Source organism: Streptomyces sp. DI166, from assembly GCF_900091315.1.
GTDB classification, from domain to species: domain Bacteria; phylum Actinomycetota; class Actinomycetes; order Streptomycetales; family Streptomycetaceae; genus Streptomyces; species Streptomyces fuscus.
Map to the genome: position 1 here is coordinate 16,362 of NZ_FLSP01000036.1, position 23,576 is coordinate 39,937.

A 23,576-nucleotide genomic window follows, 5' to 3' on the forward strand; every position below is an offset into this window, starting at 1 on the left:
ATCCCCCCGGAACGGCCTCGGACGGCCCTAAAAGATCATTGTGCTGGAGACGCCGCAGCTGGGTACATCTCCGTGTAGACGTGCAGGTAGGAGGCAATGTGCTGCTGCCCGAGAGCGGTGGTGTGCCACCGGTACTCGAGGACGTGCGTATCGCCCGGTGCCATCCGGGGACGTAGTTCGATGAAGCCTCTGCTGGGATGCGCCTGGCGCTTCGGCCGATAGCCGACAGCCAAGTAGAACAGGGACTTGCCCGTCAGCTCGCTCTCGTGGAGACCTTCCGGGCCGGCCGCGGCGACACGCAGCAGAACGCCCCACAGCCATTCGGACAGCAGGTGCGCGGGAGGCGCCGACTCTGCGGGCTCTCCCAGCCCGGCGCGGGCGCAGGCACGGCCGCGGCGCGTGATCTCCACGAGGGTCCGGTCCGCCTCGCCGACCCCTGGAACGTCTACGCGGTCCTTGGTCACTTTGATCAGTCCCAGCCGCTCCAGGGAGTGGAGGGTGGCCCCGGCCCCTTGATCGTGGACGCCAGCGCTCCGCAGGCGCTGCTGAAGGCGCGTGTGGCCGACTACTTCGGTGGGTGCGTCGAGAGCGAACGGCAACTTCCGCCACTGCTTGGCCGGCGGAACGCTGGCCTGGTTCTGCCGGCGCATCCACATCTCAGTTTCAGTCATCTGGTCATCGCGCAGGATTTCCCCCAGATAGACCCGCTGCCGTTCATTCAGCCCCTCCCAGCCCTCGACCGCTGACGCCGGCGGACCGTTCCGCTCCCGCTCGGGCAGCTGCGGGGGCTCATCAGACGGCCGCGTACGCATCCAGGCGTCGACCACCATCCGGACCGGCACCTCGTACACGGCGGCAATCTGCTGCACGAGTCGGCCCGTGTGTCCCGGCTTCCTCCAGTTCCAGCCGGACACCTGACGGCCCCGCTCCAGGCTGCGGACTTTGTGCGCGTCCACGAACAGATCACGGCCGACGGCAGTCGCGCGAAGACGAGTGGCGACCTCCTCCGCGGTGAGACCAGCGGCATATCGGAGATCAACCAGCGTCTCGGACCCGCTGGGCGTACCGGTGAGGTCGGCGGTGGCGCAGCCCAGAGCATCGGCGAGCCGCCGCACGTTCCTGGCTTCAGGCGCATACCTGCCCTCCTCCCAGTACACGACCACGCGGTACGTGACCCCCACGCGATCAGCAAGCTCCTGCGGAGTGAGTCCAGCCTGCTCGCGCAGCGCCCTGATCTTGGTGTGCTCAACGGCTAGCAGATGCCTCGGCATACTCGTAGGGAACCTCAGTGAAGACTTCATGGCAACTGATGAGGCGCCGGGTGCCTGTCAGCGTGGAGGGGATTTCAAGCGAGTGCGGGGGGGCGTGCCTGAAGCCCAGAGCCCGTCGTGATCGTGTCCCGGGATCGAGTCGTCGGTGATGAGGGCGTAGATAGCGCCGTCCTCCAGGAGCACATCGGGGCCGAGTCATGCACCTGCCGGGCGCGCGATCGAAGGCGTGACCTGTCGATCACGAGGGCGGGCGCGCCAGACGTCGCAGAAGGGGCGGTCGCCGACGAGCACGCGCCATAGGGCGGCCAGCCCACGGCGTCGCTGTGGCGCCGTCTCCGTCAGTCTCGGAGCGTCTCCTGCTGGGCGCGATTGCCGTCCTTCGTGGTCCTGGGGAGGGATATCGTTGGCGGGTCGTCCGCACAGGGATGCGACGCCCCGCGCATGTCCACTCGGCGGCGTGTCCGGTGGATGCGCGCCGGGCATCCCCGTACTGGGCTGACTGATAGGAACACCACGACCCTCGGGTCGCCACCTTTAGACGAGCAAGGACACCCCCGACTGATGGTAGTGACCCAGCAGGAGATCGAGAACCGGTTGTGGGACGCCGCCGACGAGCTGCGCGTGGCGATGCCCGAAGCGCAGTACTCCTCGGTCGTCTTCCCTCTGATGTTCTGGAAGTACCTGTCGGATACCTGGGAGCACACCCACCAGATCTTCCTCAAGGAGAACGAGGACCTCGACCTCTCAGCCGAGGAAGCCGACGAGGTCGAGTACAGCAACTACCAGACGTTCAAGATCCCCTTCATCTTCCCTGGTACCGTCGCCGAGCGCCGCGCCTCTTGGTCATCCATCCTCGCCACCGTCGCCCAGCACGGCCTCGGCCAGCGGGTTCGCGCTTCCCTCCAGGCCATCGAGTCGGCCAACCCTGACAAGTTCTCCCGTCTGTTCGGGTCCATGACCTGGACCTCCGAAACGGTGTTGCCAGGGGAGGTGCTGGCGTCGGTCATGCGGGCGATGGACCGCACCCCCAAGATGCACGAGGGCAACATGTCCCACGACGTGCTAGGTGGAGCGTACGAGTACCTGCTCAAGCGCTTCTCCGACGGGTCAGGCACCCGCGCCGGCCAGTTCTTCACCCCGCGTGAGGTCGTCGAGCTGATCATCGAGCTGCTGGACCCCAAGAACCATGAGTCGGTGTACGACCCGACCTGCGGGTCTGGTGGCATGCTCATTGCCGCCGCGAACTTCCTGAAGACCCACGGCGGGCGGGGCTACACACTGAGCCTGAACGGGCAAGAGGCGGTAACGGATACTGCAGGTGTGGCCCGCATGAACCTTTTCATGCACAACCTGACTGAATTCAAGGTCGAGGTCGGCGACACCCTGAGGGACCCGCGCTTCAAGAAGCCGGACGGGTCCGTCAAGCAATTCGACGTGATTGTCGCCAATCCGCCCTACAGCCTGAAGTGGAAGCCCTGGACCAACGACCCGCGCGCCATCGGTGGGGTCGCCCCACAGTCGTCGGCGGACTGGGCATTCGTGCAGCACATGATCGCCAGCATGGATCCGAAGAAGGGCCGTGCCGGCGTCGTCCTGCCGCACGGCGTTCTCTTCAGAGTTGGTCAGGAGGCAGCTATCCGCCGGCGCGTCCTGGACGACGACCTCTTGGAAGCCGTGATCGGGCTGCCGTCGAACCTCTTTTACAACACGACGATTCCGACCTGCATCCTGGTATTGCGTGCCCCGGGCACCAAGACCCCGGAGCGGCAGGGCGGCGTGCTGTTCATCGACGCCTCCACACGGTTTACCAAAGCCAAGAACCGTCACCTCCTTACTGCCGCAGACATCACCGACATCGTGACGGCCTATCACTCGGGCTCCGACGGTGACGGAGAGGCTGGCCTCTCGGCGCGGTTTGTCCCCGCCACAGAGATCGCGGCGAACGGGTTCGACCTCAACATCGGCCGTTACATCAAGCAGGCCGCCGCGGAGCAGGAGGACCTCGGCACCCTCATCGACGCCTATAACATCGCCCGGGCTGAGCGCCAAAAGACCGAGCAGCGCATGCTCGCGGTCCTCTCTGCCGCAGGGATCGAGGGCTTCGATGAGTGACTGGCAGCAGATCAGCCTCGGTGATCTGGAAACTCCCGTACGTCGCGAGGTAGCCGTTCCGCTGCAGGGATCCGGCGCTTCGATGAGCGATACCACGGGCCATAACGATGCCGCCCTGGTTCAGAATGGTTGGACCCCGTCGCCTTTGGCACGGTTCCTAACCCTGAACGTGGAATCCGTGGAGGTGGACCCGGACCAGAGCTACCCAATCGTGGGGGTGCTGAACCGGGGGCGAGGTCTGCTTTTCCGTGATCCCGTGGCCGGAAGCTCAACTTCCTACAAGAAGCTCAACCGCATCCGCCCGGGCGTACTTGTCTACAGTCGACTCAAGGCGTTCGAGGGTGCGATCACCGTCACACCCGGCGACCTGCCGGAATCGTTCGCCTCGCAGGAATTCCCCACCTTCGCTTTCTCATCCGAGGCTGACCCCGACTTCTTTCGCATCCTCGCCACGACACAGCGCATGTGGGCTGCCCTTCAGGGGGCGTCCAAGGGGATGGGTGGCAGGCGTGAGCGAGTGAAGCCTGTTGACTTCCTCACCATCGTCATGGAAATTCCACCGCTGCCGGTGCAGCAGCGGATCGTCGAGGTCATCGACGCGGTCGATGCTCAGATCGCCGCGCTCGACGCGGAGGCGGATGCGCTTAGAGACGTCCTTCGTCGCCTTCGCGCCGACTTGATGACAGATGGTTCCGCCGATGAAGTCCTGGCGGACGAGGCATTCGACATCACGATGGGACGCCAGCGCTCGCCGCAACGGGCCTCCGGCCCGCACATGACTCCCTATCTACGGTCTGCCAACGTCGGCTACGGAACTCTCGACCTCTCCGACGTACTAGAGATGGACTTCAACCCGAGCGAACGTGAGACCTTCGGGCTTCGGTACGGGGACGTCCTCGTCTCCGAGGGGAGCGCGAGCGAGACCGCAGTAGGAATGCCAGCCATGTGGCGGGACGAGATTCCAGCCCCGGTCTGCTTCCAGAACACTCTGCTTCGCTATCGCGCCATCCAAGGCGTAAGCATTCCGGCGTTCGTCAAGCACTGGTGCCTTTGGGCGTACGAGTCCGGGAAATTCCGTGAGGTCGCTGGCGGCACCAACATCAAGCACATCGGGTCTAGGCGAGCGCTCGGCATGCGAGTGCGTCTCCCGCACGTGACCGACCAGGAGCGCATCGCCGCAGAGCTCGACTCGATGAGCGAGGTCGTCGCGGCGACCCGCGCAGAGGCTGCCCGCCTCCGTGAAGTCCGGGCCGGGCTGCTGGCGGGGCTACTGGACCGCACCATCGACATCAAGTCTGCCGATCTGGGGGTCTGAGGCGTGGCAAAGGGCATTCGGGAGCGCGAGTTCCAGAATTTGATGATCCAATGGTCCTTGCCAATGGGCTGGAACTTCACAGCCGGCAGGTCGCTGCCGCGTGAGACGACGCAGACGGTGATCGTCAGCCACCTGCGGGACGCCATCGTCCGACTTAACCCTGAGGTGATCGACGGGTTCGACGTGGACGCCGTGGTCGAGGAGATCGTCGCCACGGTCAACGCCGTCGAGGGCGGGCTGGTGCGGGCCAATGAACAGGTGCTGAAACTGCTGCGCGGGCAGAAGGAGTTTCGGCACGCCGACGGCGTGTGGCACGCCCTGAAGCTCGTCGACTTCGAGCATCCAATCGCCAACACGCTGGTCGTGTCGGACGAGGTGACCATAACCATCCCTGGCAAGACCCCCCGACGGTTCGACCTCGTCTACTGGGTCAACGGCCTGCCCCTCGTTGTCGTAGAGGTGAAGTCGCCGACCGCGAAGTCGGGGTGGGCCGGCGCCGCCCGCGAGATCAACGAGGTGTATGCCACCGAGTACCCATGGTTCTTCACCCCTAACCTCTTCGCCATCGCCTCTGACGGGCTGAAGCTGCGATTCGGTGCCGCCGGTGCGCCCCTGAATTTGTGGCAGCCGTTCCGGTCCACTGCCGACGATGAGGCCCTTTCCGGGCAGGCCGACGTGCAACGCTCTGTCGAGCTGCTGCTCACCCCGGCCACGGTCCTGGATATGCTCGCCAACTTCACCCTCTTCAGCACCTCCGGGGGCGGCGCGGACAAGAAGTACCTGCCCCGCTATCCGCAGATGGAGGCCGCGCATCTGATCCACGAGCGGGTTCTGGCCGACGGCCGTAAGGGTCTGATCTGGCACCACCAAGGCAGCGGGAAGACACTGCTGATGGTGTTCGCCGCCTCCCTGCTGTTGGCCGACACTCGCACCGATTCGCCAACGATCATCCTGCTCTCGGACCGCACCGACCTCGTCCGGCAGACCTCTGGGGTATTCACCTCCGCGATGGGGGATGCCTACTTCCACCAGCCCGCCACCAGCAAGAAGCTGCGTTCCCTGCTGGCCGACGACGTACGCGGCGTTATCTCCACCACCGTCCATAAGTTCGCCGACGCCGGCAAGAACCTATCGACCCGCCGCAACATCATCGTGCTGGTCGACGAGGCACATCGCACCCAGTCCTCCAAGGAGGAGTCTCTGGCCGGGCAGATGCGTGCAGCGTTGCCGCATGCGAAGTTCTTCGGCATGACGGGCACCCCGATCAGGAACCTCGCCACCGACACCTTCGCCCTCTTCGGCGAGGAGACCGACCCCGGCAGGGTGCTGCACCGATACTCGGTGTCCCGATCCCTGCATGACGAGGCCACCGTCCCGGTCATGCTGGACCCGCACCCGGTCACCTTCGAGATGAACGACCAGGGGCTGCAGGCTGAGTTCGACCAGTTCGCCGACGAATTCGACCTCGACGACCCCGACCGTGAAACCCTGTCCCGCAAGTTCGGGCGCCTCACCTCGGTGTTCGCCAACCCCGAACGGATACACACGGTCTGCCAGGACATCGTGGACCACTACCTGGCCGGCGCCTACCGCAACGGCCTCAAGGCCCAGGTCGTCGCCTACAACCGTGAGCTGGCCGTGGCCTACACCGACAAAATCAACGAGCTGTTGGCCGGCTTCGAGGCGTCACAGGTGCTCGCCGAGGTCGGGAAACATGACCGGATCACCGCCGAGGTCAACATCCACGTCAAGGACTCCAAGGACGAGGACGCCGCCATGCGGCCCTACCGGCTCTCGGAGGTCGAGGAGGAGGAGCAGAAGCGGCGCTTCCTCGCACCGGACGATCCGTTGTGCTTCCTGGTGGTGACCGCGAAGCTGATGACGGGGTTCGACGCCCCCAACGAGGGCGTCCTCTACCTGGACAAGCCGTTGAAGGCCCACAACCTGTTCCAGACAATCACCCGGCCGAACCGCACCTGGGTGTCCCCGACCGGGTTCGTGAAGACCTCCGGTGTGGTCGTGGACTACATCAGCCTGGCCGAGGAGGTCCAGCGGGCCGTCGTCGACCCCACCGCGGAGGGGACCGCTGGCAAGGGTGGGGGTTTCGTCACCGACGTGACCGACCTGGTCGCCGAGTTCCGCACCACTTTCGCCCGTATCGAAGACCTGTTTGCGAACGTGGACGGACTGGACCTCACGGTCCACGGGTACGAGTCGGTACGAGCCATTAACGTCTTCCTGGACGCCGACCCTGTCGCCGCCGAGGCGTTCTCCAAAGACTATCGGCTCTTGGCCCGCCTGTACCCGCTCATCAACACCGACAAGCGGATCGCCAAGTACCGGGACGGGTTCGGGCTGTTCGGGTCCGCGTACACGACCCTGTTCAAAAAGTCCTCCGACGAGGAGAGGAAGGAACGCCTGGGCGAGCTGGGGCCGATGGTCCTGGAGATAATCAATGCCCACGTCCACTCCTTCTCTGTGGTCGCTGCCCAGGAGGAACCCCTCGTCCTCGACGCCCAGGGCATCACCATCCTCAAGGAACTGCTGGCCCTCGTCCGCCCCAAGTCCGACAAGGACGACAGCGAGGACAAGAGGCCGCCGTCTGCGGCGGAGATCCTGGACCAGATCAAGGCCGCCCTCGAAAGGGGGGTCGAACCGGGGTCTGCGAAGTACACCGCCCTGGCAGAGCGGATCAGGCAGCTGCGGGACCGGATCATCCAGAACGCCCAGGACGCGCTGGAGTTCCTGGCCGAAGCACTCCGAGTCGCCCGTGCCATCGTGAACGCTGAGAAGCACCCGGACGAAGCTGTCGTGTTGGATGATGACCATGTGGGTGTCCTGTCGCGGATCATTCACGATCACGCACCGTCCGGCCTCACCGTCACGGAGCGGAACCTGGCCGAGGAGATCGATCAAGTGGTCAAGCGCACCCTCGCGCAGTCGTGGGACAACGCCGAGGCCCGCAACCGAGGTGTTCGCCGTGCCACCGCCGCGGTCTTCCGCCGGTACGCGTTGAAGCCGGTGGGGGAACCGTATGGCTCCACCGTCGCCTACATCGAAGCCCACTACCTCGTCGACTGATGTACGCCCAGGGGATCCGGCAACCTGTGGTGGTTGTCAGATCCCCTGGGCTGCTTGTGTTCAGTTCTGCTTGCCGCTGGTCGCAAGCAGAGTGCAGCTCCAGGGGTCCGTAGGGCAGCCAGACTCCCCTCGCCGTTCTTGGGGGTCCGGAGCCTGCCTCGGGCTTCGCGCTCAGGAGGGCGTTCTGCCATTACTGGGCGGACGACGTGCGGGTGGAGCTCCGCAGCCGAGGCACGTGGACCGGGCGCACGAGCCGTTCCGCGAGCTTATGGGGCGGAGTGACGGCCGACAGTGTCGGCTGGCCTTGGGTGTCTGTTGGCGAGATTTGGTCGTCGGGTGGTCTCTTCAGGCGTATCCGTGATCAGCGCCTATGGCTGGCTGCAAAGCTCGTGACCGCCAGAGCAGTCGGCGATGTGACGGCGAGTCCCTTTGTTGGTGCGCGACCCGTGGCCTGATGGCTGCGGGTGCCGGTTTCGTGGGCGAGGTTCTCTGAGAGATCCGCCATCAGCGAAGTCGGCGTATGTGGCGACGCAGTGATGGCCCAGGTCGGCCGGTCCGGTCCGGGGCCGGCCCAGACGGTCCAGGTGGCTAGGTTCTGATTCGGGTGTTGTGCCGTGAAGGCGTCGAACTGGACGCCCACGTTCCCGTCGGGGGATGTCCAGCGGATCCATCGCCCGTCCACGGTGTGCTTCCATCCGGCGTCGGAGAGCGGCTGGGTGGCCGCAGTGACCATCTTCTCGCCCACCGGGGCGCCGGTGGGCGTGTCCCAGCCGTCGCCGTCGGCGAGGTGATGCAGAAGTTCCTCTATCACCGGGGCGGGGGTGGCGCCGGTAGCGGTGAGGACCCACATGCGGTCGGAGACGGGCGTCTCGTAGGCCGCCACGGTCCACGCGGTCTCGTGAGCCGGGGTCTCGTGGACGCGCTCGATGCGCAGGGTCTGCGACTCGTGGATGGCGTGGGTTGTCTCGTCGGACCAAGTCCGCCACTTCTCGAACTCGCCGTGCCTGTCGAGGAAGGAGTCGAGGAGGGCGTCGTGGTCGCCGGCATCGGCCAGGTAGACAGGGACGGTCTCCGACTCCGGGCGGTGAGGCCCGGGTTTCGCTGCACCGAGGTCCAAGGTGGCACTGGCCTCGACGGCGGCGCGCTCGGCGTCGGTCAGGGGTGCCGGACCGGGGCGCATGTCGGTGCCGTGGACTTTCTCGAAGGCGAGCAGGGCCTGAGCGGGTGAGTCGAATGTGTCGGCGACTTGGCGCAGGTGGTCCTCACCGTGGAGGTAGACCGACTTGCCGTCACGGCCGAGGTACGTGCCGACCGCGACGGTGGTGTGGCCGTCGCGGGCGTGTGCGTGGATGAGGAGATGGCCGTGGCGGATGTCGTCGTGGATCTTCTGCGCCTGGTTGGAGACCTCGCGGATCTCGCTGCGGGTGCACCACGGCATCGGATAGTCCGCCCAGGTCCATTCCTCGTCCATGGCCTCCCGGAGTCGAGGGGTGATTTCGACGCTGATGCCGCCGGCGGACAGATGCTTGGCTGCGTCCTCAGCCCAGTAGGGCTCCTCGTGGTCGATGCGGGCCAAGACCAGGACGTTGTCGGCGAGGACGGCCCAGTCGGTTGCCTCGAGAGCCGTGAGAGCGATGCGGGCCTGGCTGCCGGTCAGGACAGCGGTCACGGCGCTGGGATGGGTGGGGTGGGTGTCGAGGCGGACGTGTGCGTCGATGGAGGGAGTCACGTTGGGATGTCGTCTCTTCTGCCGGTGACGGGGCCTTCGGGCCCGGCCACCGGCGTATGCGGGGTGCTATCGGGTTGCTCGCGCGGCGCGGGCGGCGTGAGCGGCCGTCGTGGTCGGCGGGCCGGCGCGAGTGGCGGGTGCCGGGCGCGGTCGTGGTGGCGGGACGGTTCCGGTGGCGTGCTGCCAGCGGGTGCGGACGGCGCTGATGTCGGCGAGGGCGCGGCGTGCGCCGACGACGAGCTGGAACGGGGTGTTTGCCGGGTCTCCGGCGTACGCCGAGATGCGCTGGCCAGCCTGATCGGCGGTGGCCAGGAGGGAGCGCTGCAGGGCTCGCTCGGCCCAGTGCTCCACGGATCCGGCCGGTTCGGCCAGCAGGCGGAGCACCTCGCTGGGGTCACTCGTGTTGTCGAGCAGGCCGCGCTGTTGGGCCTCCCACAGGACGGTGACGGGATCGACGGGCTCGCGGCGGCGGGCCAGGGCGGTCAGGCACTGCCACAGGCCGGCGTGCAGGGGCCGGGTGAGGTCGTCGGGGAGCAGCCACCGGACGGACTCGATGTCGGCCGGGTGGGCGGTGGCGGTCGCGAGCAGCAGCTGCTCCTCCTCGACCGCCTCGGTGTGGTCGGTGGTGATGGCCGGCGGCGGTGCCGCGGTGCGTGGCAGCACTCCGGCGCGCGGCGGGAACCGGCTCGCGATGTCGTCCACGACCGCGGCGAGCGCGTCGGCCTCGGCGAGCACTGTCTCGACGGGGTGCGGGAGGGAGGCGTCGTGGACGGTGTGGATGAGGCGTTCGGCGGCCCTCTGCAGGCGCCGGCGGGCGTCTTCTGCCTCGACCATCCGGGCGTAGGCCGGTGCGTGGCGGGGCCAGGGACAGACCTGGACGAGGGTGTGCAGGTAGGACGCGGTCAGTCCGCGCGCCTGCTGCTGGCCCGTGGCGAGCACTCGGTCGAGCCACTTGGTGTTCTTCGCTTGCTCGGCCGGGTCGGGCGGAGGCAGGGCGCTGATGGCGGCGAACACGGCGGCGTGCGCGGCCGTGGAGAACGAGTCGGCGGCGACGCCGGTCACGTCGCCGAGACGGTGCGGATCGAGGAGCAGGGCGCCGAGGAGGGCCTGCTCGACGTGGAACACCGGCTGCAGAGGTGCGATCGCGTCGAGGTCGTCTTCTTCGGGTTCGGGGACGTGGGGCATCAGGCGGCGAGGGTGAAGTCGTCGGGGTCGAGGGTGACGCCGAGGTGCGGGGCGAGGAGGTGGCCGGCGAGCAACGGGGGCACGGCGTTGCCGATCTGCGAGAACTGCTGGCCCTTGTTGCCGGCCCAGGGGTAGTCGGCGGGGAAGGTCTGCAGGAGGCCGGCCTCGCGGGCGGTGATCCGGATCGGCTCCGGCACCGATGCCGCGTCCGTGTCCTCGGTCGGAGAGGCGGGTTCGGCGACCCAGGTGCACTCGTTCGCGCGGTGCCCGAAGAACAGCGTGCCCGCCGGCTCGGACAGCGGGCGGACGGTGGCGTTCGCCTGGTTGTTGCTGCGCAGGGACCAGGACCAGCGGTGGGCCTCGGCGGTGAACGTCGGCGCCGGAGCGTCGGCGGCACGGTTCTGCCGTGCGCCGTGCCGTGCCTTCCAGCCAGTTCCTTCGCGGCGGGACTGCAGGAGCACACCGTCCGGCCTGGGCATCCAGGTGCCGCGCTCCCGGGCGTCGGAGAGCGACTTGCGGGAGCCCGACGGGAACGGTTCGGGCCCGCCGCCCGGTCCGCCGCCGGCGCAGACGGTGGGCACGGGCCGGTCAGTCGCACCCCATCCCAGGGCCTCGGCCATGCTGACCCAACGGGCGCGGCCCGGACCGAACAGCGATTCCGGCTCGGCGATCTGGGCGTGCGTGGGGGTGGGAGGCTGTGCCGTACGGACCCGGGAGGCGATCAGGATCGCTCGCCTGCGCGTCTGTGGAACGCCGAAGTCGGCGGCGTTGAGGATCCCGTACCAGACCGAGAACCCCCAGCCGCGCAGAACGGCCGCGTACTGCTTCCACAGCGGCAGGACGTCCGGCACCTCCTCCATCGCGACCCACTCAGGCTCGCCGACCGTGTTCAGGGCGTGCAGGTAGCGCATCGGCTCGGCCGCGAGCAGGGAGCGCTCGTCGCGGCAGGCGGCGAGGAGACGCTCTCGGGTGTCACGTCCGGCAGCGAGATCCTCCACCGCCGCGTGCACCAGCGGCTGGTCCACCAGGCCGAGGCGTTTGCCGGCCATGCTCCACGCCTGGCACGGCGGGGAGGCGATCAGCCCGCGCGTGCGGCCGAGGAAGGGCCACGTCGGATACATGGCCACGTCGGTCCGGATCGTCAACTGCCCAGCGGCCACACGCGTTTTGCAAGCCCACTCGTCCCATTCCAGGCCGACGTCGCGCACCCCGAGGACCCCCAGTGCCCTGCTCCAGCCGCCCGGACCCGCGAAGAGGTCGAGTATCACGTGGCCAGCCCGAAGTCGTCGCGGGTCAGCGCGTCCGCGTCCCCTCGGCACGCCCACGGGGAGCAGCCGTCCACGACGCCGTTCTCCAGCGCGTCGGCTTCGTCCGCGTCAATGCGCAGTGCTGCCCGCTCGGCGGCGGTGACGTGGTCGATCGGCGCCTGTCTCAGCGGGACGCGGGAGCGGTGCAGGAACGCCTCGCCGAGCAGTCGGCTGCCCGAGGCGTTGGCGCGGGCATTGCCCTGCCGGATGGCCGCATCGAATTCGACGACGTCCGACCACTCGGACGGGGACGTGTCCCTGATATGCCTCCACTGCGCATTTCCGTGGAACGGACAACCCAGGCAGCTCGATTTCGGTGTATCGGCCAGCCCGAGCGAGGTCAGGTAACGAACGCAGTCCGCTCTGCTCCAGCCAAGGTCCAGAAGTGGATGCCGGTTGCGCATGTACTTTACGTCGGCGTCTTTGGCGCGGTGGAACTCGTCGGTGGAGATTCCCACCCACTGCTCAACGAACACCCCCTTGGGGATGCGCGAGGGGTAGGGGTGTCCGAGTAGTTCGCGCACCTTCTGTTTTATCGGCTTTACCTTATATTCGCCGGTGCACTGCCTGCGGGTCATGCCAGGCCGCCCGTCCTTGTTCAGGATGTGCAGGGGCATGGAGGCGAAGCGGTGGTCCGGATTCAGGGCGTCGCTGCGAATGTTTCCGGACGAGACGCAGAGAACCGGTATACCGGCTGGCTTGGCTATCTCCTGTTCCAGTCGGTCCAGGTGAGCGTAAACGGCTTTGGGTTCCCATCCGGTGTCGGCGAATATCGCGTAGTCGACCTTCGGGAGGATCCCTTCTGCTGAAAGGGCGAGCAGGGTGCTGGACTGAACTCCCGCGCCCAGGGAAAGGGCACGGAATTGAGGCTGATCTGAAATGGTTTGTCCTGGAGATGGGGAAAGGGGGGCGCGCCCTCAATGAGGCTGGTGCGTCAGCCGGCTGGGCGGGATCAGCCGGTCGCGGTGTATGGCGTGGTGGAGGGCGGGGATGCGGTCGAGGAGGTCGGTGGCCGACTCGATGAACTGCTGTGGTGAGGGGCGGATGAGGACGGCCGGCCCTGTCGTGGCGTCGGCACGGCGGCGTTGGTTCTCCACGGCGCGGGCGAGGGCTGCGGTCAGTTCGGCGCTTGCGTCCTGGGCGGCCTTGGCGATCTGCGCGATGTGGTCGAGGAGCAGCAGCTCCCCGGCCGTGGTGTGCGGCGTGTGCTGGGCGAGGTCGAGGAACAGCCGCAGGGCGGCGCCGGCGATGTCTTGGGCGTCGGTGATCCGCGCGGCCAGCGCGAGCGCGTGGCCGATGCTGTTGGTGCGCAGGGCCTGGTGCAGGGTGAGGGCGTCAGCTGTGATCCGGTCGAGGGCCTCGGTCGGGGCGGAGGGATCAGACACGGGTCTCCGTGAGGGTGGTCGGGTGCAGGGCTCGGGCGAACGCGGCCGTCAGGACCGGGGCTTGGGCCGGGTCGGTGGCCAGGGCGCGGACGACGGGGGTGCCGATGACGACGGCGTCCACCAGCGGGGCGACGCGTGCGGCGAGGGCCGGGGTGGAGATCCCCACTCCCGACACCACGGGCAGTGGGCTCGCGGCGCGTAGCCGCTGGGTGAAGCCGGCGAGCGCAGGGATGTCCAGTGGCCCTCGGTAGCCGGTGGGGGCCGTGCTCGCGGGTGCGTAGAGCCATCCGGACGCGCCGGCGACTGCGGCCGGGAGGAGCGGGTCAGGGGTGGTGCGGGAAATCAGGCGTGGGGTGCGAAGGCCCGTCGCCCATGCGGTTTCGTGCCAGCGGGCCGCTTGGTGGGCGGGCAGGTCGACGATCATCACGCCGGCGGCGCCCGCGTCGGCGAACAGGCGGGCCACGTACGCGGGGCCGTGGCGGCTCACGGGCTCCCAGTAGGTCATGACAACGGTCGGCCGGAGGCTGGCGGCGTGTTCGACGGCGCGCACGGCCTGGTCGAGGGCGTTTCCGCTGTGCAGGGCGCGGTGGTAGGCGGCCTGAATGACGGGGCCGTCGAGGGCGGCGTCCTCGGTGGGCAGGCCGACCTCGAACAGGTCGGCGCCTGCCTGCGCGAGCTGGTCGAGGTGCTGGCGCTGTGCGGTTGCCGGGTGCAGGCCGGCGGGAATGAACACGCCCAGCGCACAGGGTCCTTGGGTGAGGCGGGTGCGGAGGGGGTCGGCGGTGGCCAGGGTGGTGCCTTTCCCGGCGGGTGGGCTGTCGCCGGAGGTCAGCGGCGGCGCCCGGCCGGTGGAGTCGTGGGCGCGGATGGTCTGGCGGTGTGGCGCGGTTGCGCGGCAGGCGGCAGGGGCGTGGCGGGCTGGCTGCTGAAGGCGGGGGCGACGGCGTCGAGGGTCTTGGTGACCTGCTCGGCCTGGTCGCGGGCGTCCCGGAGTCGCTCGGCGACGGCGTTGGGGAGCCGGTCCCATTGAGCCTGGTACTGGTAGCGCTGGATGATCTCGGTGGCGTTGCGCAGCTGCTCGGCGAGCTGTTGCAGGATCGCGGTCTGCTGCTCGGGGGCGGTCGCGGTGTGCGTGGCCTGCAGGAGCGCGTCCAGGGCGGTGGGCAGCGGATCGTCGTCCGTGGGAAGGCCGTAGAGCTGGGCGTGCAGCGCTTGGGCGAAAGCCGTCACGGGGCCGCCGCAGGAGCCGTGGTCGTACTTGGCTGCTGCCTGTCGGCGGACGCTGAAGCTGACGCCCACGTCACGGGGAGCGGCGCCGGGGCGGATCTGGTCGGCGAGCGCGCAGGCGAGGTCATGCGCACTCGGGGTGTGGGTCGACGTGGGAAGACTCCAAGGGGCTGGCAGTCAACGGGCTGGGGTGCGTAGGTGTGACCGTTGCGCGCCCGTGGCCGGGGCTCGACGATCGTTCACAACCCCGACCCCCATCCGAATGGGGGTCAGCGGGTGCGACGGCGGGCCGCAGGCGTGGTCGGTGAGCCGGGGGCGGCAGCTGACGTGCGGCGGGGAGCGGGAGGGATGTCGGCCGGCGTGGGGATGCCGAGGTCGACCCGGACACTGAGACCGTGCGTATAGGCGTGGGTTTCGGCAGCTGTCACGGCGCCGAGCAGACGGCGCTCGTCCAGTCCGTCCGGCGGCCGGTAGGAAGAGCCGTTCGCCATCGGGATGAAGCCGTGCCGGTCCAGGAGGGAGCGGGCGGCGGCGGTCCTGGCCGTCACTGCCACGGTGCCGGCACTGAAGTGGAAGCGCATCTCCGGGTCGGCGACGGGACTGCCGGGGGTCCAGCGCGTTGTCCAGCAGAGATCGATCAGGTCGTGGGTGTGGGCCAGGAGCCCGTACATCGCGATCCCCGCGCGCTCGTGCGCGTCCTGGGCAGTGCCTGGCGGGAGCAGGTAGAGGGTGCGGCCGAGGTGCTCGCGGGCGAGGAACCCGGCCTCGGTCAGCATCCGGTCGGCATCGGGGATGCGGCGGTTGATGATGACGAAGGTGTGCCCGTCGTCGGTGGACCCGATGAACACATCGGGGATGTCCAGAAGAGACACGGTGGTCCAGGGGGTCGGGGAAACGGGATCTGGCGGTTGCTGAGGCGGGCCTGGCGGGCCTGGCGAGCCTGCAAGTGGTACCGCGCCTGCTGAGCGGGACGGCCGCGGCGATGACCGCGTCCAGCGCTGCGGCGGACGTCATGTCGTCGAGGTCGTGGGATGCGTAGGTGCCGATGAGCGTGTCCTGTCAGGGCGCTTGCCACAGTGTGCGAGCGATCTGCGCGGTTCCGCGGTCCGTCCGCGGCCGGGACGGCGTGTGCCAGCCCGGCCTTGGAGGACGGTGGGCCAGGATGCGCCACCCGGCGCCGCGCAGCGAGGCTCCGCTCTCCCCTGCCTGCGTGTAGGTGATCAGCCGCCGGTATCCGAGCGCTTTGGCCGCTCGCCAGGCGGCGCCGTAGAGCAGGGAGTTGGCGTTGCGTGTGCCGTCACTGGCGGTGCGGGTGACTTCGAGGGTGGTGCCGTCGTCCAGGTGGCGGGCGACGGGGCGGCCGACCACGGCCACGGCGCGCAGGATGCCGGCCTCGTCGGCGGCACCGAGGGAGAAGATCTGTCCGGCGGGCGGCGGGTGGTGCCGGTGCCAGAGGCGGACGAATTCCTTGGCATCGCGGGAGCGGACGGGCACCAGGTGCAGGCGCGATTCGCTCACGCGGCCGGTCCGAAGTCGGACTGCACCGGTGCGTGTTTCGCGTTGGCCCGGGCGGTGATCGCCTTGGATGCGCGGTCGGAGGCCGCGGACAGTTCCGCCGCGCCGGGCTCCTGGTACCACGGGCGCAGGTCGAGCATGGCGGCGCGCAGACCGGTGGCGAAGCAGAGGGCCGTGCCCTTGGGCAGGGCGCGGATCTCGTCGGCGGGCAGGATCCTCTGCTGTCGCATCGACACCGAGGTCGACTTGCCGGACTCGGAGTGCGAGGTCGAGGTGGTTTCGACGTCGTGGTCGCCGATCAGGCGGGACAGCTTGTCCGCGAAGTCGGGGTCGTCGATACCGGAGCCGATGACCTTGACGGTCGAGGCGGACCACATGGCGTCCATGCCGGCGTCTCCCCAGACCTTCTGGCCCTGGCGGTAGGACTGCAGGATCGTGATCGGGATGATGCCGCGGGATCCGAGGTGCGAGTACAGGTCCGGAAGATCGGAGATCTTGCACACGTTGGCGGCCTCGTCGAGGATCGCGAGCATGGGCGGGTCGAGGCGTCCGCCGGCGCGTTCGGCCTGGGCGGTCGCGGCCCGCATCACCGAGTCCGCGCACGCCGCGATCAGCGCCGAGGCTCCGCCTCCGCCGTCCTTGCTGAGCAGGAAGAGGGTGTCGGTGGAGGTGACGAACTCGGACGGCCTGAACTCAGGGACGTTCTTCTGCGGGGTGACCCACGCGGAGATCTCGCTGTTGAGCAGCGCGGCGGCGTACTGGCGGGCGGTCTCGTAGATGCCGTCCCGGGTTTCCGGCGGTCCTTCCACGGTGCCCTTGAGCTGGGCGGCGACGGCGGTGAATCCGTGGTCGCGGAGGATGTCGAGCGGGGTGCGGTCGGCGGGGAAGGCCAGCCACTGCATGACGTCGGTGATCGGCCGCTCGTCCAGGGCCGCGGCGAGGAAGAGCTGGGCGAGGATGTTGGATCCGGCCTTGGACCAGAAGTCGCCCTGCTGGGAGGCGTCCACGGAGGCGGCGAGGAAGTGGCCGGCCAGCCGCCCGGCGCCATCCAACGTTTTGGCGTCCGCCAAGGGGTTCCACCACATCTCGCGTGCGGCGTGCGCGATCTGCTGCGGGTCCATCGCCCACACCCGTCCCACCGCGGCGCGGGCGTCGTAGGTGGCGGTGAACGCATCGCCGGCGGCCTTGTTCGAGGTCAGCAGGACCGGGCCGGGCGCGGCGAGGATGGAGGGGATCGCGAGCGAGGTGGTCTTGCCCGAGCGGGGTGCCATGATGGCGACGGCCACGTCCTCGTAGCCCATGCGGATCTCGTGCTTGGTGTTCTGCAGGTTGCCGAGGAGGATGCCGGTGTCCCGGGCCTCGATGTGCTTGGCGTCCTTCAGGCTCGGGCGCAGGGAGCGGGCCTTGTCGGTGATCGCCTTGGCCATCAGCGGTTCGACGTCCCGGGCCTTGGCCATGCCGCTGATCTTCTTCTTCCGGCCGCCGCTGCGGCTCTTGTGCCGAGCCCACAAAATGCCCGCCGCTGTCCCGAGGGCCAGGAGGAGGAGAACAGGCACGACGCGTGCCCCGATCAGCAGGGACGTTTCTCCCATATGGGGCCAGAGGCGCTCGGGGTGGAGCAGGGCGGTGGTCGGCTGGTACGGCGCCCAGCCGCCTCCGGTGAGGTAGGCGGTGATGTTGCCGGACAGCCAGGCGAGGTGGGACAGGGGGACGACGACGGCTGCGACGCCGATCAGGAGGCGCAGGACGATCTCGTACCCGTCGGTGGAACTGTTGGAGGAGGTGGGGGGCAAAGAGTTACGTGCCTTCCGGGCGGGGGGCGGGGCATTCAGCGGCTGCGGCTGTTCCTGGCCGGCGGCTGGCGCGGCGGGCCTGGAGCCGTCTGGACGGTGTGGCGGGCCGCGAGGGCGTGGACGCGTTCTTCCAGGGCGGCGGCGACGTGCACGGCGAGAACGTCCGTCGTGCGGCGGGTGACGACGCCCGGGTCGCGGGTGGGAAGACTGCGCAAGCTGCCGGTACGCGCTGCGGGGTGCGGATCGGTGAGCGCGGTGGTGAACGCGGCGACCAGTCGTGCAGGGGTGTGTTCGCCGAAGCGGGCCTGCCACACCGGCTTTCGCTCTGGGCCGAGGGAGGCGGTGACGAACCAGGCTCCCGGCTCCTGCGCGGTTCCCAGGCGCTGTACGTAGGCCGTTTTGTCGGGCGACACGAGGCCGTCAGCGCCGATGGCCGGGGGCTGCCACGCGTTCTGCCGGAGCGGTTCGTACGGATCCGAGGGTGTGCTCCCGGCGGGGGCAGGGGCGGGGTCGGTGAGGGCGTCGGTGAAGGCGGCGATGAGTTCGACCGGGGTGCGGGCGCCGAAACTCGCGTACCAGGCGGGCCGGTCCGCCTCCGCCGCATGGTGGAGGGTCCACCACTGTCCGTCGGGGTCGGGTTCCAGGCGCAGGAGGGCCTTCTGGTCCCGGCTGGAGAGCAGGACGCGGGGCATCAGGGGGTCGTTGCCGTGGCTCCAGCCGCAGGCTCGGTGCAGGGGGACGGTGATCCAGGCGGGGTCACCGCCGCCGGCCAGGTGGCGCGGCGTGATGAAGTCGACCTCGACGGTCTCGGGAGTCGGGGCCATGTTCACTTTCGTGCCGCAGCTCGCCGGTCGGGCGCGGTGGCCGGGGCCGGTGTCGGTGTGGGAGCCAGGGGTGAAGGGGCTTTGCGGGCGGCCGTGTTGATCTCGCGGAGCGCCTTGCCGTGGGTGGCCCAGTCGTCGAGGTAGCTCCACGATTCGGCGTGATGTGCGGCGAGTGCGTCGTCGAAGTCCGGGGTGCCGGGCTTGGCGGTGGCGGGGAGGGCGTCGCGGGTGATCAGCCATTGCTCGTGTAGTTCGTCGAGTCGGTCGAGGGCGTCGCGCAGGACGCCCAGCTGGTAGACCCAGCGGCTCTGCACGCTGTTCTCCGGCAGCTGGGCCAGTTGAGTCTCGGCCGTGGCCAGCAGGTGACGGGCGCCGTACCGGAGCGGCTCGAATGCCTCGGCGGTGTCGGCGTCGCGCTGGCTCGCGCGCCTTCCGTAGGCGTGGTCGTCGTAGGGCCAGCCGTCGAGGTCGGTGTGCTCGTCGGAGTAGGCGTCCCAGGCGTCGAGGATCTTCTTGCTGTCGCTCACGTAATGGTCGAGGTGACGGAGGAGTTCACGGTGGGCGCGGTGATCGGCGGAAATGGGAAAGGGGTCCTGTCGGTTCAGCGACGAGGAGCCGGCTGGGCGGTGTGGGCCTGCGCCGGGGTCGTCGCGGGTTTCGTCTGCTGCTTGCGGGCGGAGCGTGCCCGGGCACGGAGCGAGGCGATACGGGCGGTGTGGGCGTCGACCACCTGCTGCGGGCGCAGCGGGCTGGGCTCCTGGACGGCGCTGTAGTGGCCGGTGCGGTCGTACATGCCGCGCTGGAGCGGGCTGCGGTCGGCCAGCGCGGTGAGGAACGATCCGACGAGGCGGGCGGGGACGCCCTCGTCGAAGTAGGCGTGCCAGATGCGCGGGCCGGGGAACTGCCCGTCGCCGGGCTCGCAGGTCTCAACGTGCCAGGACGACCGGCCACTGAATTCGCTCAACGGGCGCAGTTCGATGTGGCACATGGAGTCCGGCGAGCGCGCCGTACCGTCCGTGTCGCGGTGCCAGCCCGCCGCGGTCACCGGCTGCCACGGGTCTGGCTGCTGTGGCGGCGGGGCGATGAGGGCGTCGGTGAAGCCGGCGAGGACCTCGGCGGGCACGAGTTCACCGAACTCGGCGTACCAGTCGGGCTCGGTGTCGGTGGGCTCGGCCCGCAGCCGCCACCTCGCAGAGGTGGCGGCTGCGGGTCGAACTGGAGGCTGTGGCGGAGGTCGGGACTGCGCAGGACGATCTCGGCACTCAAAGGGTCGGAGACGGCGCTCCATCCGGCGGCGGCCAGGCCGTGGGTGACGTGGCGGGCATCCCCGGGGCCGGCGAGGTGGCGGGGGCTGGTGTCGAAGGGGATCCGCCAGGCGTGCTTGTCGGCGAAGGCGGCGAGCTGCCGTTCGCTCAGCGGCACCGGCCGCACCCCGGCTCGCTTGGGGCGGCGCTGACGATCTGCTTGCGCAGCTCGTCCAGGACGTAGTGGAGCATGTACTGGTCGGTCTGCACCCACGCCGCGGCACGCAGCTCGGTGACCAGATCGCTGATCTTCTCGCTGCGCGGTGTGTTCGGGTGGCTCTGTACGGCGCGGGCGAGGGCGCGCAGGGTGTCGCCGAGCTGGATGGGCAGGCCGGTGTATTCGTCGAGGAGGGGCTCGACGAGAGCGAGCGCCTCCTGGGGGTCGGGGTTCTCGCGCAGGTATTCGGTGAGGCGGCACAGGGTGTCGGTCGCGGCGCGGATGGTGTCCGGGGTGACTGAAGGCATCGGGCTCCTCGGGGTGGTGGGTGTCGTGGTCAGCGGCGGGTTCGTGCGCCGCCGGCGGCGGCGTGAGCGCGGGCGGTGGTGCGCGGTCTGGCGCTTCGGGCGCTGTTGCGGGCCCAGGTGGCGGCCCGGGCGGCCGTGATGCGGGCCTGCTGCCAGGCGCTGAGTTGGGAGGGCCTGACGGATACCGACCAGGTGCGGATCTGCGCGCTGTGGGGTACGCGTCCGCGCGGGCGCATCACGGGCTCGGGGCTGGCGAGTTCGGTGGAGAAGGCTTGCACGAGGTGCATCGGGGTGTTCGGCGTGAAGTTGGCCGTCCAGCCGTTGCCCTGCTTGTCCTGCGCTCCGCTCCACCACATCGCCGCCCCGTCGGGGTTCTGGCGGTACTGCATCCAGGCGGTGCCATCGGGGCTGGTCGCCACGTAGTGTTCGCCCTCGAAACGCGTGTGCCAGTTCTGCTCCTGCAGCGGGGCCCAGACGTTGGGGGCGTGTGCGGAGCGGGGACGGGTGAGGGCGTCGGTCAGGCCGGCGACGATCTCCACCGGGGCCTGACGGCCCAGGTGTGCCGACCACTCGCCGCTGGCCCCGTCTGCCCGGCCGTGGATGGTCCAGCCGCCGGGAAGGACGTAAGGGTCGTAGGCGACGCGGACGGTCCGGTCCGGGCTCTCCATAAGCAAGGGGCCGCCGGTCTTGGACTTGTCCCGCCAGCCCGAGGCGCGCAGGAACTCCGAGACGTGCCGGACGTCGCCGCCGCCTGCCAGGGCACGGGGCTGGACGAGGTAGTGCTGCTCGGCCTGCTCGCCGGGCCCCCAGCCCTGCCACTGCTTCTTCTTCACCGGCGCCGCCGGACCACGAGCGGTGCGGGTGCCGGCGGCTTCGCCGCGGTGGTGGCGGGCTGGGCGCCGACGCGCTTGAGGGTGTCTTGGTGTTCGTCCAGGTCGAGGGTGATGTCGTGCAGTTCGTTCGAGGCACGGCCCAGAGCGAGCCACACCTCCGCGGGGAGCGCGCCGCGCTCTGCCTGGTCCTTGGCGAACACGCTTCCGGTGGCGACGAGGTGAGTGACGCCGCCGAGGACTCCGGCGTCCGGGTCGAGAACGCGGGCGATGACCTGCGCGGCCTGGGGCGGGGGAAGCTGCGAGAGGTGGTCGGCGAGCTGGCCGAGCTGGCGGGTGATCTCGTCGGCCAGTCTCACCGGGTAGGGAGCGGGGTGGGACATGCTCCTCCGGGTCGGTGGACGGTCAGTGGTGGTGGCGCTGCCCGACGCGCTGTGACTCGGTGAGGACGGCCTCTGGGCGGGCGCCGGTCAGCGGGGAGGTGTGGTCGGGGCCGGTCGGTATGCAAGCGCGCAGATAGCGGCGGAACAGGGCCGTGGCGAGTCGGGGCTTGAGCCGGTTGCTGATCGGTGGGGGTGTGCGGGGTGCTACGGGTTTCTCCGGGAGTCGGGCGATGTGCCGGGCTGCCCCGGCGGGGTACCGGGGCCGCCCGGGCGTCTTACGGGGTACGGAGGCCGTGCACGGACCGGTCAGGAGCAGGGAGGAATACCCGAGGTCGGCCTCCGCCTGGTTCATCGAGTCCTGGCGGTTGGCGTGCGGGTGCCGGCTGGGGCCGGCGGCATGGATGCCGGGGCGGAGGTGGGCGCGGTCCGTCCGGCGGGGTGCTGGAGGGCGGTACCGATGCCGAGCGCGTCGAGGCGCGGGCCGATCTCGCGCAGGGCGCGGGCCTGGACCTGGGTGTCGTCACCACCCAGGCGGTAGATGCCGCTCTGCGGGTCCTGGATAAAGCCGTGGGCGACGAGGATCGCGCCGGCCCGGTCGTCGGCGGGAGCGGTGGCGACGCTGCCGTCCGGCTGCCAGGTCAACACGATCCGGTCCGGCTGGGAGGGCTGGATGCCACCCAGGGCGTTGTGCCGGACCTGTGCGAGCGCACGGTCGTAGCGGGCGAGCAGATCACCGGCGACCTGCTCGGCACTCAGGAACGGGTCGTCTGCCAGGGCGATGCCATTGGGCTCAGGGACAGCCCGGTACGCCTCGTCGGGCAGGGCGCGCGGGGCGACGGCGGCGAGAAAGAAGCCGTCGCGTCCGTCGTGCCGGTCCAGGAGGACGAGCTGGGCGCCGTCGGGGCGGCTGAGGACGGCTGCCTGCGTCAGTGGGTGCTCGGCGAGGGAGGCGGCGACCAGGTCCAGGTCCCAGATCCGGTCGGTGAGTTCGGCGAGGTCGTCTTTGGCGTCGGCCGTCAGGTGCGTGCTGGTCCAGGTGTCGGGGAGTTCACCGGCGAGGACGTCGGCGTACGAGGCGAGGCGCTCGGAGGTGTCGTGGTCGTGCATGGTGGTCCTTGGGCAGTTGCAGGGGCTCAGCGGCGCAGGCGGGTGGCACCGACGGGCGGCGGTGCCGGCACCGGCAGTGCCCGCGGCGGGGGTGGGCAGGCGCACACCGCGGAGCGTTCGGGCTCGTGGTCGGGAACCTGCTCGGCGCAGGGGCGGCGGCCGGGGTGAGGGGCGTGCCGGTCGGCCAGCCGTTCGCGGGTGTGCGCGAGGTCAGAGTGGATGACGCGGACGTATTCGTCGGCGAGGTAGCGCAGCCGCCCAGCGGTATAGGGGTCGGTCGTGTCGCCGAGTCCGCCGAAGAACTCCGCCAGGGCGCCGAGGGTTTCCTCCAACCCAGCGAGGATGCCGTCGTGGGGCGCAGTGAGTTCGGTGAGGATGTCGGCTGCCTCGGCGGTGTCGGTGGCTTCGCGCAGGCGTTCGGCGAGGTGGGAGACCGAGGTACCGAGCGCGGGGTAGCGGGCCGGGCGGGCGTCGGTGTTGAACGGTTCGTCGCAGTCGACGTGGTACCCGGCAGCCCGCAGGCGCGCTACGGCATCGGTGGCGAGACGGGACTCGTCGTCCTCGGTGAGGTCGGCGGGGACGCGGTGGTAGATCTCGTGGAGGCGGACGACCGCGATGAACCCCGCGCGCTGGAGAATGCTGTGTGCTTCGGAGTCGCCGCCGCGTGCGAGGAGTTCGTCGGAGTGCGGGTCACGGCGGATGTCCAGGAAGCGGTCGGTGTTGCGGGGCAAGGAAGCGTTGCT

At 69.4% G+C, this 23,576-nt stretch carries 23 protein-coding genes and 1 pseudogene; 3 read left to right on the forward strand and 21 right to left on the reverse strand.

The features are described from left to right. Positions 1-35 precede the first annotated feature (35 nt). Positions 36-1,271 carry a helix-turn-helix transcriptional regulator gene (locus GA0115233_RS18915; protein ID WP_176711852.1) on the reverse strand — a complete coding sequence of 412 codons (1,236 nt, stop codon included), beginning with the start codon at positions 1,269-1,271 and terminating at the stop codon, positions 36-38. 561 nt (positions 1,272-1,832) lie between these two features. Here GA0115233_RS18915 and GA0115233_RS18920 point away from each other — a divergent pair. From GA0115233_RS18920 to GA0115233_RS18930, 3 genes are read left to right on the forward strand one after another with little or no spacing between them, the layout of a single operon-like run. Continuing rightward, positions 1,833-3,383 (forward strand): type I restriction-modification system subunit M, encoded by a 1,551-nt coding sequence (locus GA0115233_RS18920; RefSeq protein WP_093721429.1) that lies wholly within the window; start codon positions 1,833-1,835, stop codon positions 3,381-3,383. After that, positions 3,376-4,698 (forward strand): hypothetical protein, encoded by a 1,323-nt coding sequence (locus GA0115233_RS18925; protein WP_218063500.1) that lies wholly within the window; start codon positions 3,376-3,378, stop codon positions 4,696-4,698. The genes GA0115233_RS18920 and GA0115233_RS18925 overlap by 8 nt, the downstream gene beginning before the upstream one ends. A gap of 3 nt (positions 4,699-4,701) precedes the next feature. After that, positions 4,702-7,779 carry a type I restriction endonuclease subunit R gene (locus tag GA0115233_RS18930; RefSeq protein WP_093721430.1) on the forward strand — a complete coding sequence of 1,026 codons (3,078 nt, stop codon included), beginning with the start codon at positions 4,702-4,704 and terminating at the stop codon, positions 7,777-7,779. 361 nt (positions 7,780-8,140) lie between these two features. Here GA0115233_RS18930 and GA0115233_RS18935 read toward each other — a convergent pair whose 3' ends face one another. From GA0115233_RS18935 to GA0115233_RS19025, 20 genes and pseudogenes are all read right to left on the reverse strand, one after another. Beyond that, positions 8,141-9,508 carry a DUF317 domain-containing protein gene (locus tag GA0115233_RS18935; protein WP_093721431.1) on the reverse strand — a complete coding sequence of 456 codons (1,368 nt, stop codon included), beginning with the start codon at positions 9,506-9,508 and terminating at the stop codon, positions 8,141-8,143. Between the two features lie 66 nt (positions 9,509-9,574). Further along, on the reverse strand, positions 9,575-10,693 hold the full coding sequence (locus tag GA0115233_RS18940) for a DnaB-like helicase N-terminal domain-containing protein (protein WP_093721432.1): 1,119 nt from the start codon (positions 10,691-10,693) through the stop codon (positions 9,575-9,577). Beyond that, positions 10,693-11,961: a DNA cytosine methyltransferase gene (locus GA0115233_RS18945; RefSeq protein ID WP_093721433.1), complete on the reverse strand. Its 1,269-nt coding sequence runs from the start codon at positions 11,959-11,961 to the stop codon at positions 10,693-10,695. The genes GA0115233_RS18940 and GA0115233_RS18945 overlap by 1 nt, the downstream gene beginning before the upstream one ends. Continuing rightward, positions 11,958-12,821 (reverse strand): hypothetical protein, encoded by an 864-nt coding sequence (locus GA0115233_RS18950; RefSeq protein ID WP_176711858.1) that lies wholly within the window; start codon positions 12,819-12,821, stop codon positions 11,958-11,960. Before GA0115233_RS18950 ends, GA0115233_RS18945 begins: the two co-directional genes overlap by 4 nt. Positions 12,822-12,917: 96 nt before the next feature. After that, positions 12,918-13,385 carry a hypothetical protein gene (locus GA0115233_RS18955; RefSeq protein WP_093721434.1) on the reverse strand — a complete coding sequence of 156 codons (468 nt, stop codon included), beginning with the start codon at positions 13,383-13,385 and terminating at the stop codon, positions 12,918-12,920. Then, positions 13,378-14,217 (reverse strand): tryptophan synthase subunit alpha, encoded by an 840-nt coding sequence (gene trpA, locus GA0115233_RS18960; protein WP_093721482.1) that lies wholly within the window; start codon positions 14,215-14,217, stop codon positions 13,378-13,380. Before trpA ends, GA0115233_RS18955 begins: the two co-directional genes overlap by 8 nt. Further along, complete coding sequence (locus tag GA0115233_RS41790) at positions 14,214-14,684, reverse strand: hypothetical protein (protein WP_255310263.1); 471 nt, start codon at positions 14,682-14,684, stop codon at positions 14,214-14,216. The genes trpA and GA0115233_RS41790 overlap by 4 nt, the downstream gene beginning before the upstream one ends. A 197-nt stretch (positions 14,685-14,881) precedes the next feature. Beyond that, on the reverse strand, positions 14,882-15,484 hold the full coding sequence (locus GA0115233_RS18970) for a hypothetical protein (RefSeq protein WP_093721436.1): 603 nt from the start codon (positions 15,482-15,484) through the stop codon (positions 14,882-14,884). Positions 15,485-15,671: 187 nt separating this feature from the next. Then, positions 15,672-16,130 carry an XF1762 family protein gene (locus GA0115233_RS18975; protein ID WP_093721437.1) on the reverse strand — a complete coding sequence of 153 codons (459 nt, stop codon included), beginning with the start codon at positions 16,128-16,130 and terminating at the stop codon, positions 15,672-15,674. Then, positions 16,127-17,920 carry a type IV secretory system conjugative DNA transfer family protein gene (locus tag GA0115233_RS18980; RefSeq protein ID WP_093721438.1) on the reverse strand — a complete coding sequence of 598 codons (1,794 nt, stop codon included), beginning with the start codon at positions 17,918-17,920 and terminating at the stop codon, positions 16,127-16,129. The genes GA0115233_RS18975 and GA0115233_RS18980 overlap by 4 nt, the downstream gene beginning before the upstream one ends. A gap of 35 nt (positions 17,921-17,955) precedes the next feature. Then, entirely contained in the window at positions 17,956-18,744 is a 789-nt protein-coding gene (locus tag GA0115233_RS18985) for a DUF317 domain-containing protein (protein WP_093721439.1), read from the reverse strand. Between the two features lie 2 nt (positions 18,745-18,746). Continuing rightward, positions 18,747-19,271 carry a hypothetical protein gene (locus tag GA0115233_RS18990; RefSeq protein WP_176711853.1) on the reverse strand — a complete coding sequence of 175 codons (525 nt, stop codon included), beginning with the start codon at positions 19,269-19,271 and terminating at the stop codon, positions 18,747-18,749. A gap of 74 nt (positions 19,272-19,345) precedes the next feature. After that, entirely contained in the window at positions 19,346-19,867 is a 522-nt protein-coding gene (locus GA0115233_RS42375) for a DUF317 domain-containing protein (protein ID WP_369691372.1), read from the reverse strand. Positions 19,868-19,873: 6 nt separating this feature from the next. Continuing rightward, a pseudogene (locus tag GA0115233_RS42380) lies at positions 19,874-20,032 on the reverse strand (hypothetical protein); the annotation flags it as partial. A 124-nt stretch (positions 20,033-20,156) separates the two neighbouring features. Then, positions 20,157-20,513, reverse strand: a complete 357-nt coding sequence (locus GA0115233_RS19000; protein ID WP_093721441.1) for a hypothetical protein — start codon at positions 20,511-20,513, stop codon at positions 20,157-20,159. A 29-nt stretch (positions 20,514-20,542) separates the two neighbouring features. After that, entirely contained in the window at positions 20,543-21,346 is an 804-nt protein-coding gene (locus GA0115233_RS19005; RefSeq protein WP_093721442.1) for a DUF317 domain-containing protein, read from the reverse strand. After that, positions 21,343-21,726 (reverse strand): hypothetical protein, encoded by a 384-nt coding sequence (locus GA0115233_RS19010; RefSeq protein WP_093721443.1) that lies wholly within the window; start codon positions 21,724-21,726, stop codon positions 21,343-21,345. Before GA0115233_RS19010 ends, GA0115233_RS19005 begins: the two co-directional genes overlap by 4 nt. 22 nt (positions 21,727-21,748) lie before the next feature. After that, on the reverse strand, positions 21,749-22,078 hold the full coding sequence (locus tag GA0115233_RS19015; RefSeq protein ID WP_093721444.1) for a hypothetical protein: 330 nt from the start codon (positions 22,076-22,078) through the stop codon (positions 21,749-21,751). Continuing rightward, positions 22,075-22,833: a hypothetical protein gene (locus GA0115233_RS19020; RefSeq protein WP_093721445.1), complete on the reverse strand. Its 759-nt coding sequence runs from the start codon at positions 22,831-22,833 to the stop codon at positions 22,075-22,077. The genes GA0115233_RS19015 and GA0115233_RS19020 overlap by 4 nt, the downstream gene beginning before the upstream one ends. A 26-nt stretch (positions 22,834-22,859) precedes the next feature. Continuing rightward, positions 22,860-23,564 (reverse strand): hypothetical protein, encoded by a 705-nt coding sequence (locus GA0115233_RS19025; protein ID WP_093721446.1) that lies wholly within the window; start codon positions 23,562-23,564, stop codon positions 22,860-22,862. Positions 23,565-23,576: the final 12 nt, after the last annotated feature.

Bases quoted from the DNA above. Each gene is read 5' to 3' on its own strand.
- GA0115233_RS18915 (WP_176711852.1), bottom strand. From the start codon at position 1,271: ATGCCGAGGCATCTGCTAGCCGTTGAGCACACCAAGATCAGGGCGCTG.
- GA0115233_RS18920 (WP_093721429.1), top strand. From the start codon at position 1,833: ATGGTAGTGACCCAGCAGGAGATCGAGAACCGGTTGTGGGACGCCGCC.
- GA0115233_RS18925 (WP_218063500.1), top strand. From the start codon at position 3,376: ATGAGTGACTGGCAGCAGATCAGCCTCGGTGATCTGGAAACTCCCGTA.
- GA0115233_RS18940 (WP_093721432.1), bottom strand. From the start codon at position 10,693: ATGCCCCACGTCCCCGAACCCGAAGAAGACGACCTCGACGCGATCGCA.
- GA0115233_RS18985 (WP_093721439.1), bottom strand. From the start codon at position 18,744: ATGGCCCCGACTCCCGAGACCGTCGAGGTCGACTTCATCACGCCGCGC.
- GA0115233_RS19000 (WP_093721441.1), bottom strand. From the start codon at position 20,513: ATGCCTTCAGTCACCCCGGACACCATCCGCGCCGCGACCGACACCCTG.
- GA0115233_RS19010 (WP_093721443.1), bottom strand. From the start codon at position 21,726: ATGTCCCACCCCGCTCCCTACCCGGTGAGACTGGCCGACGAGATCACC.
- GA0115233_RS19015 (WP_093721444.1), bottom strand. From the start codon at position 22,078: ATGAACCAGGCGGAGGCCGACCTCGGGTATTCCTCCCTGCTCCTGACC.
- GA0115233_RS19020 (WP_093721445.1), bottom strand. From the start codon at position 22,833: ATGCACGACCACGACACCTCCGAGCGCCTCGCCTCGTACGCCGACGTC.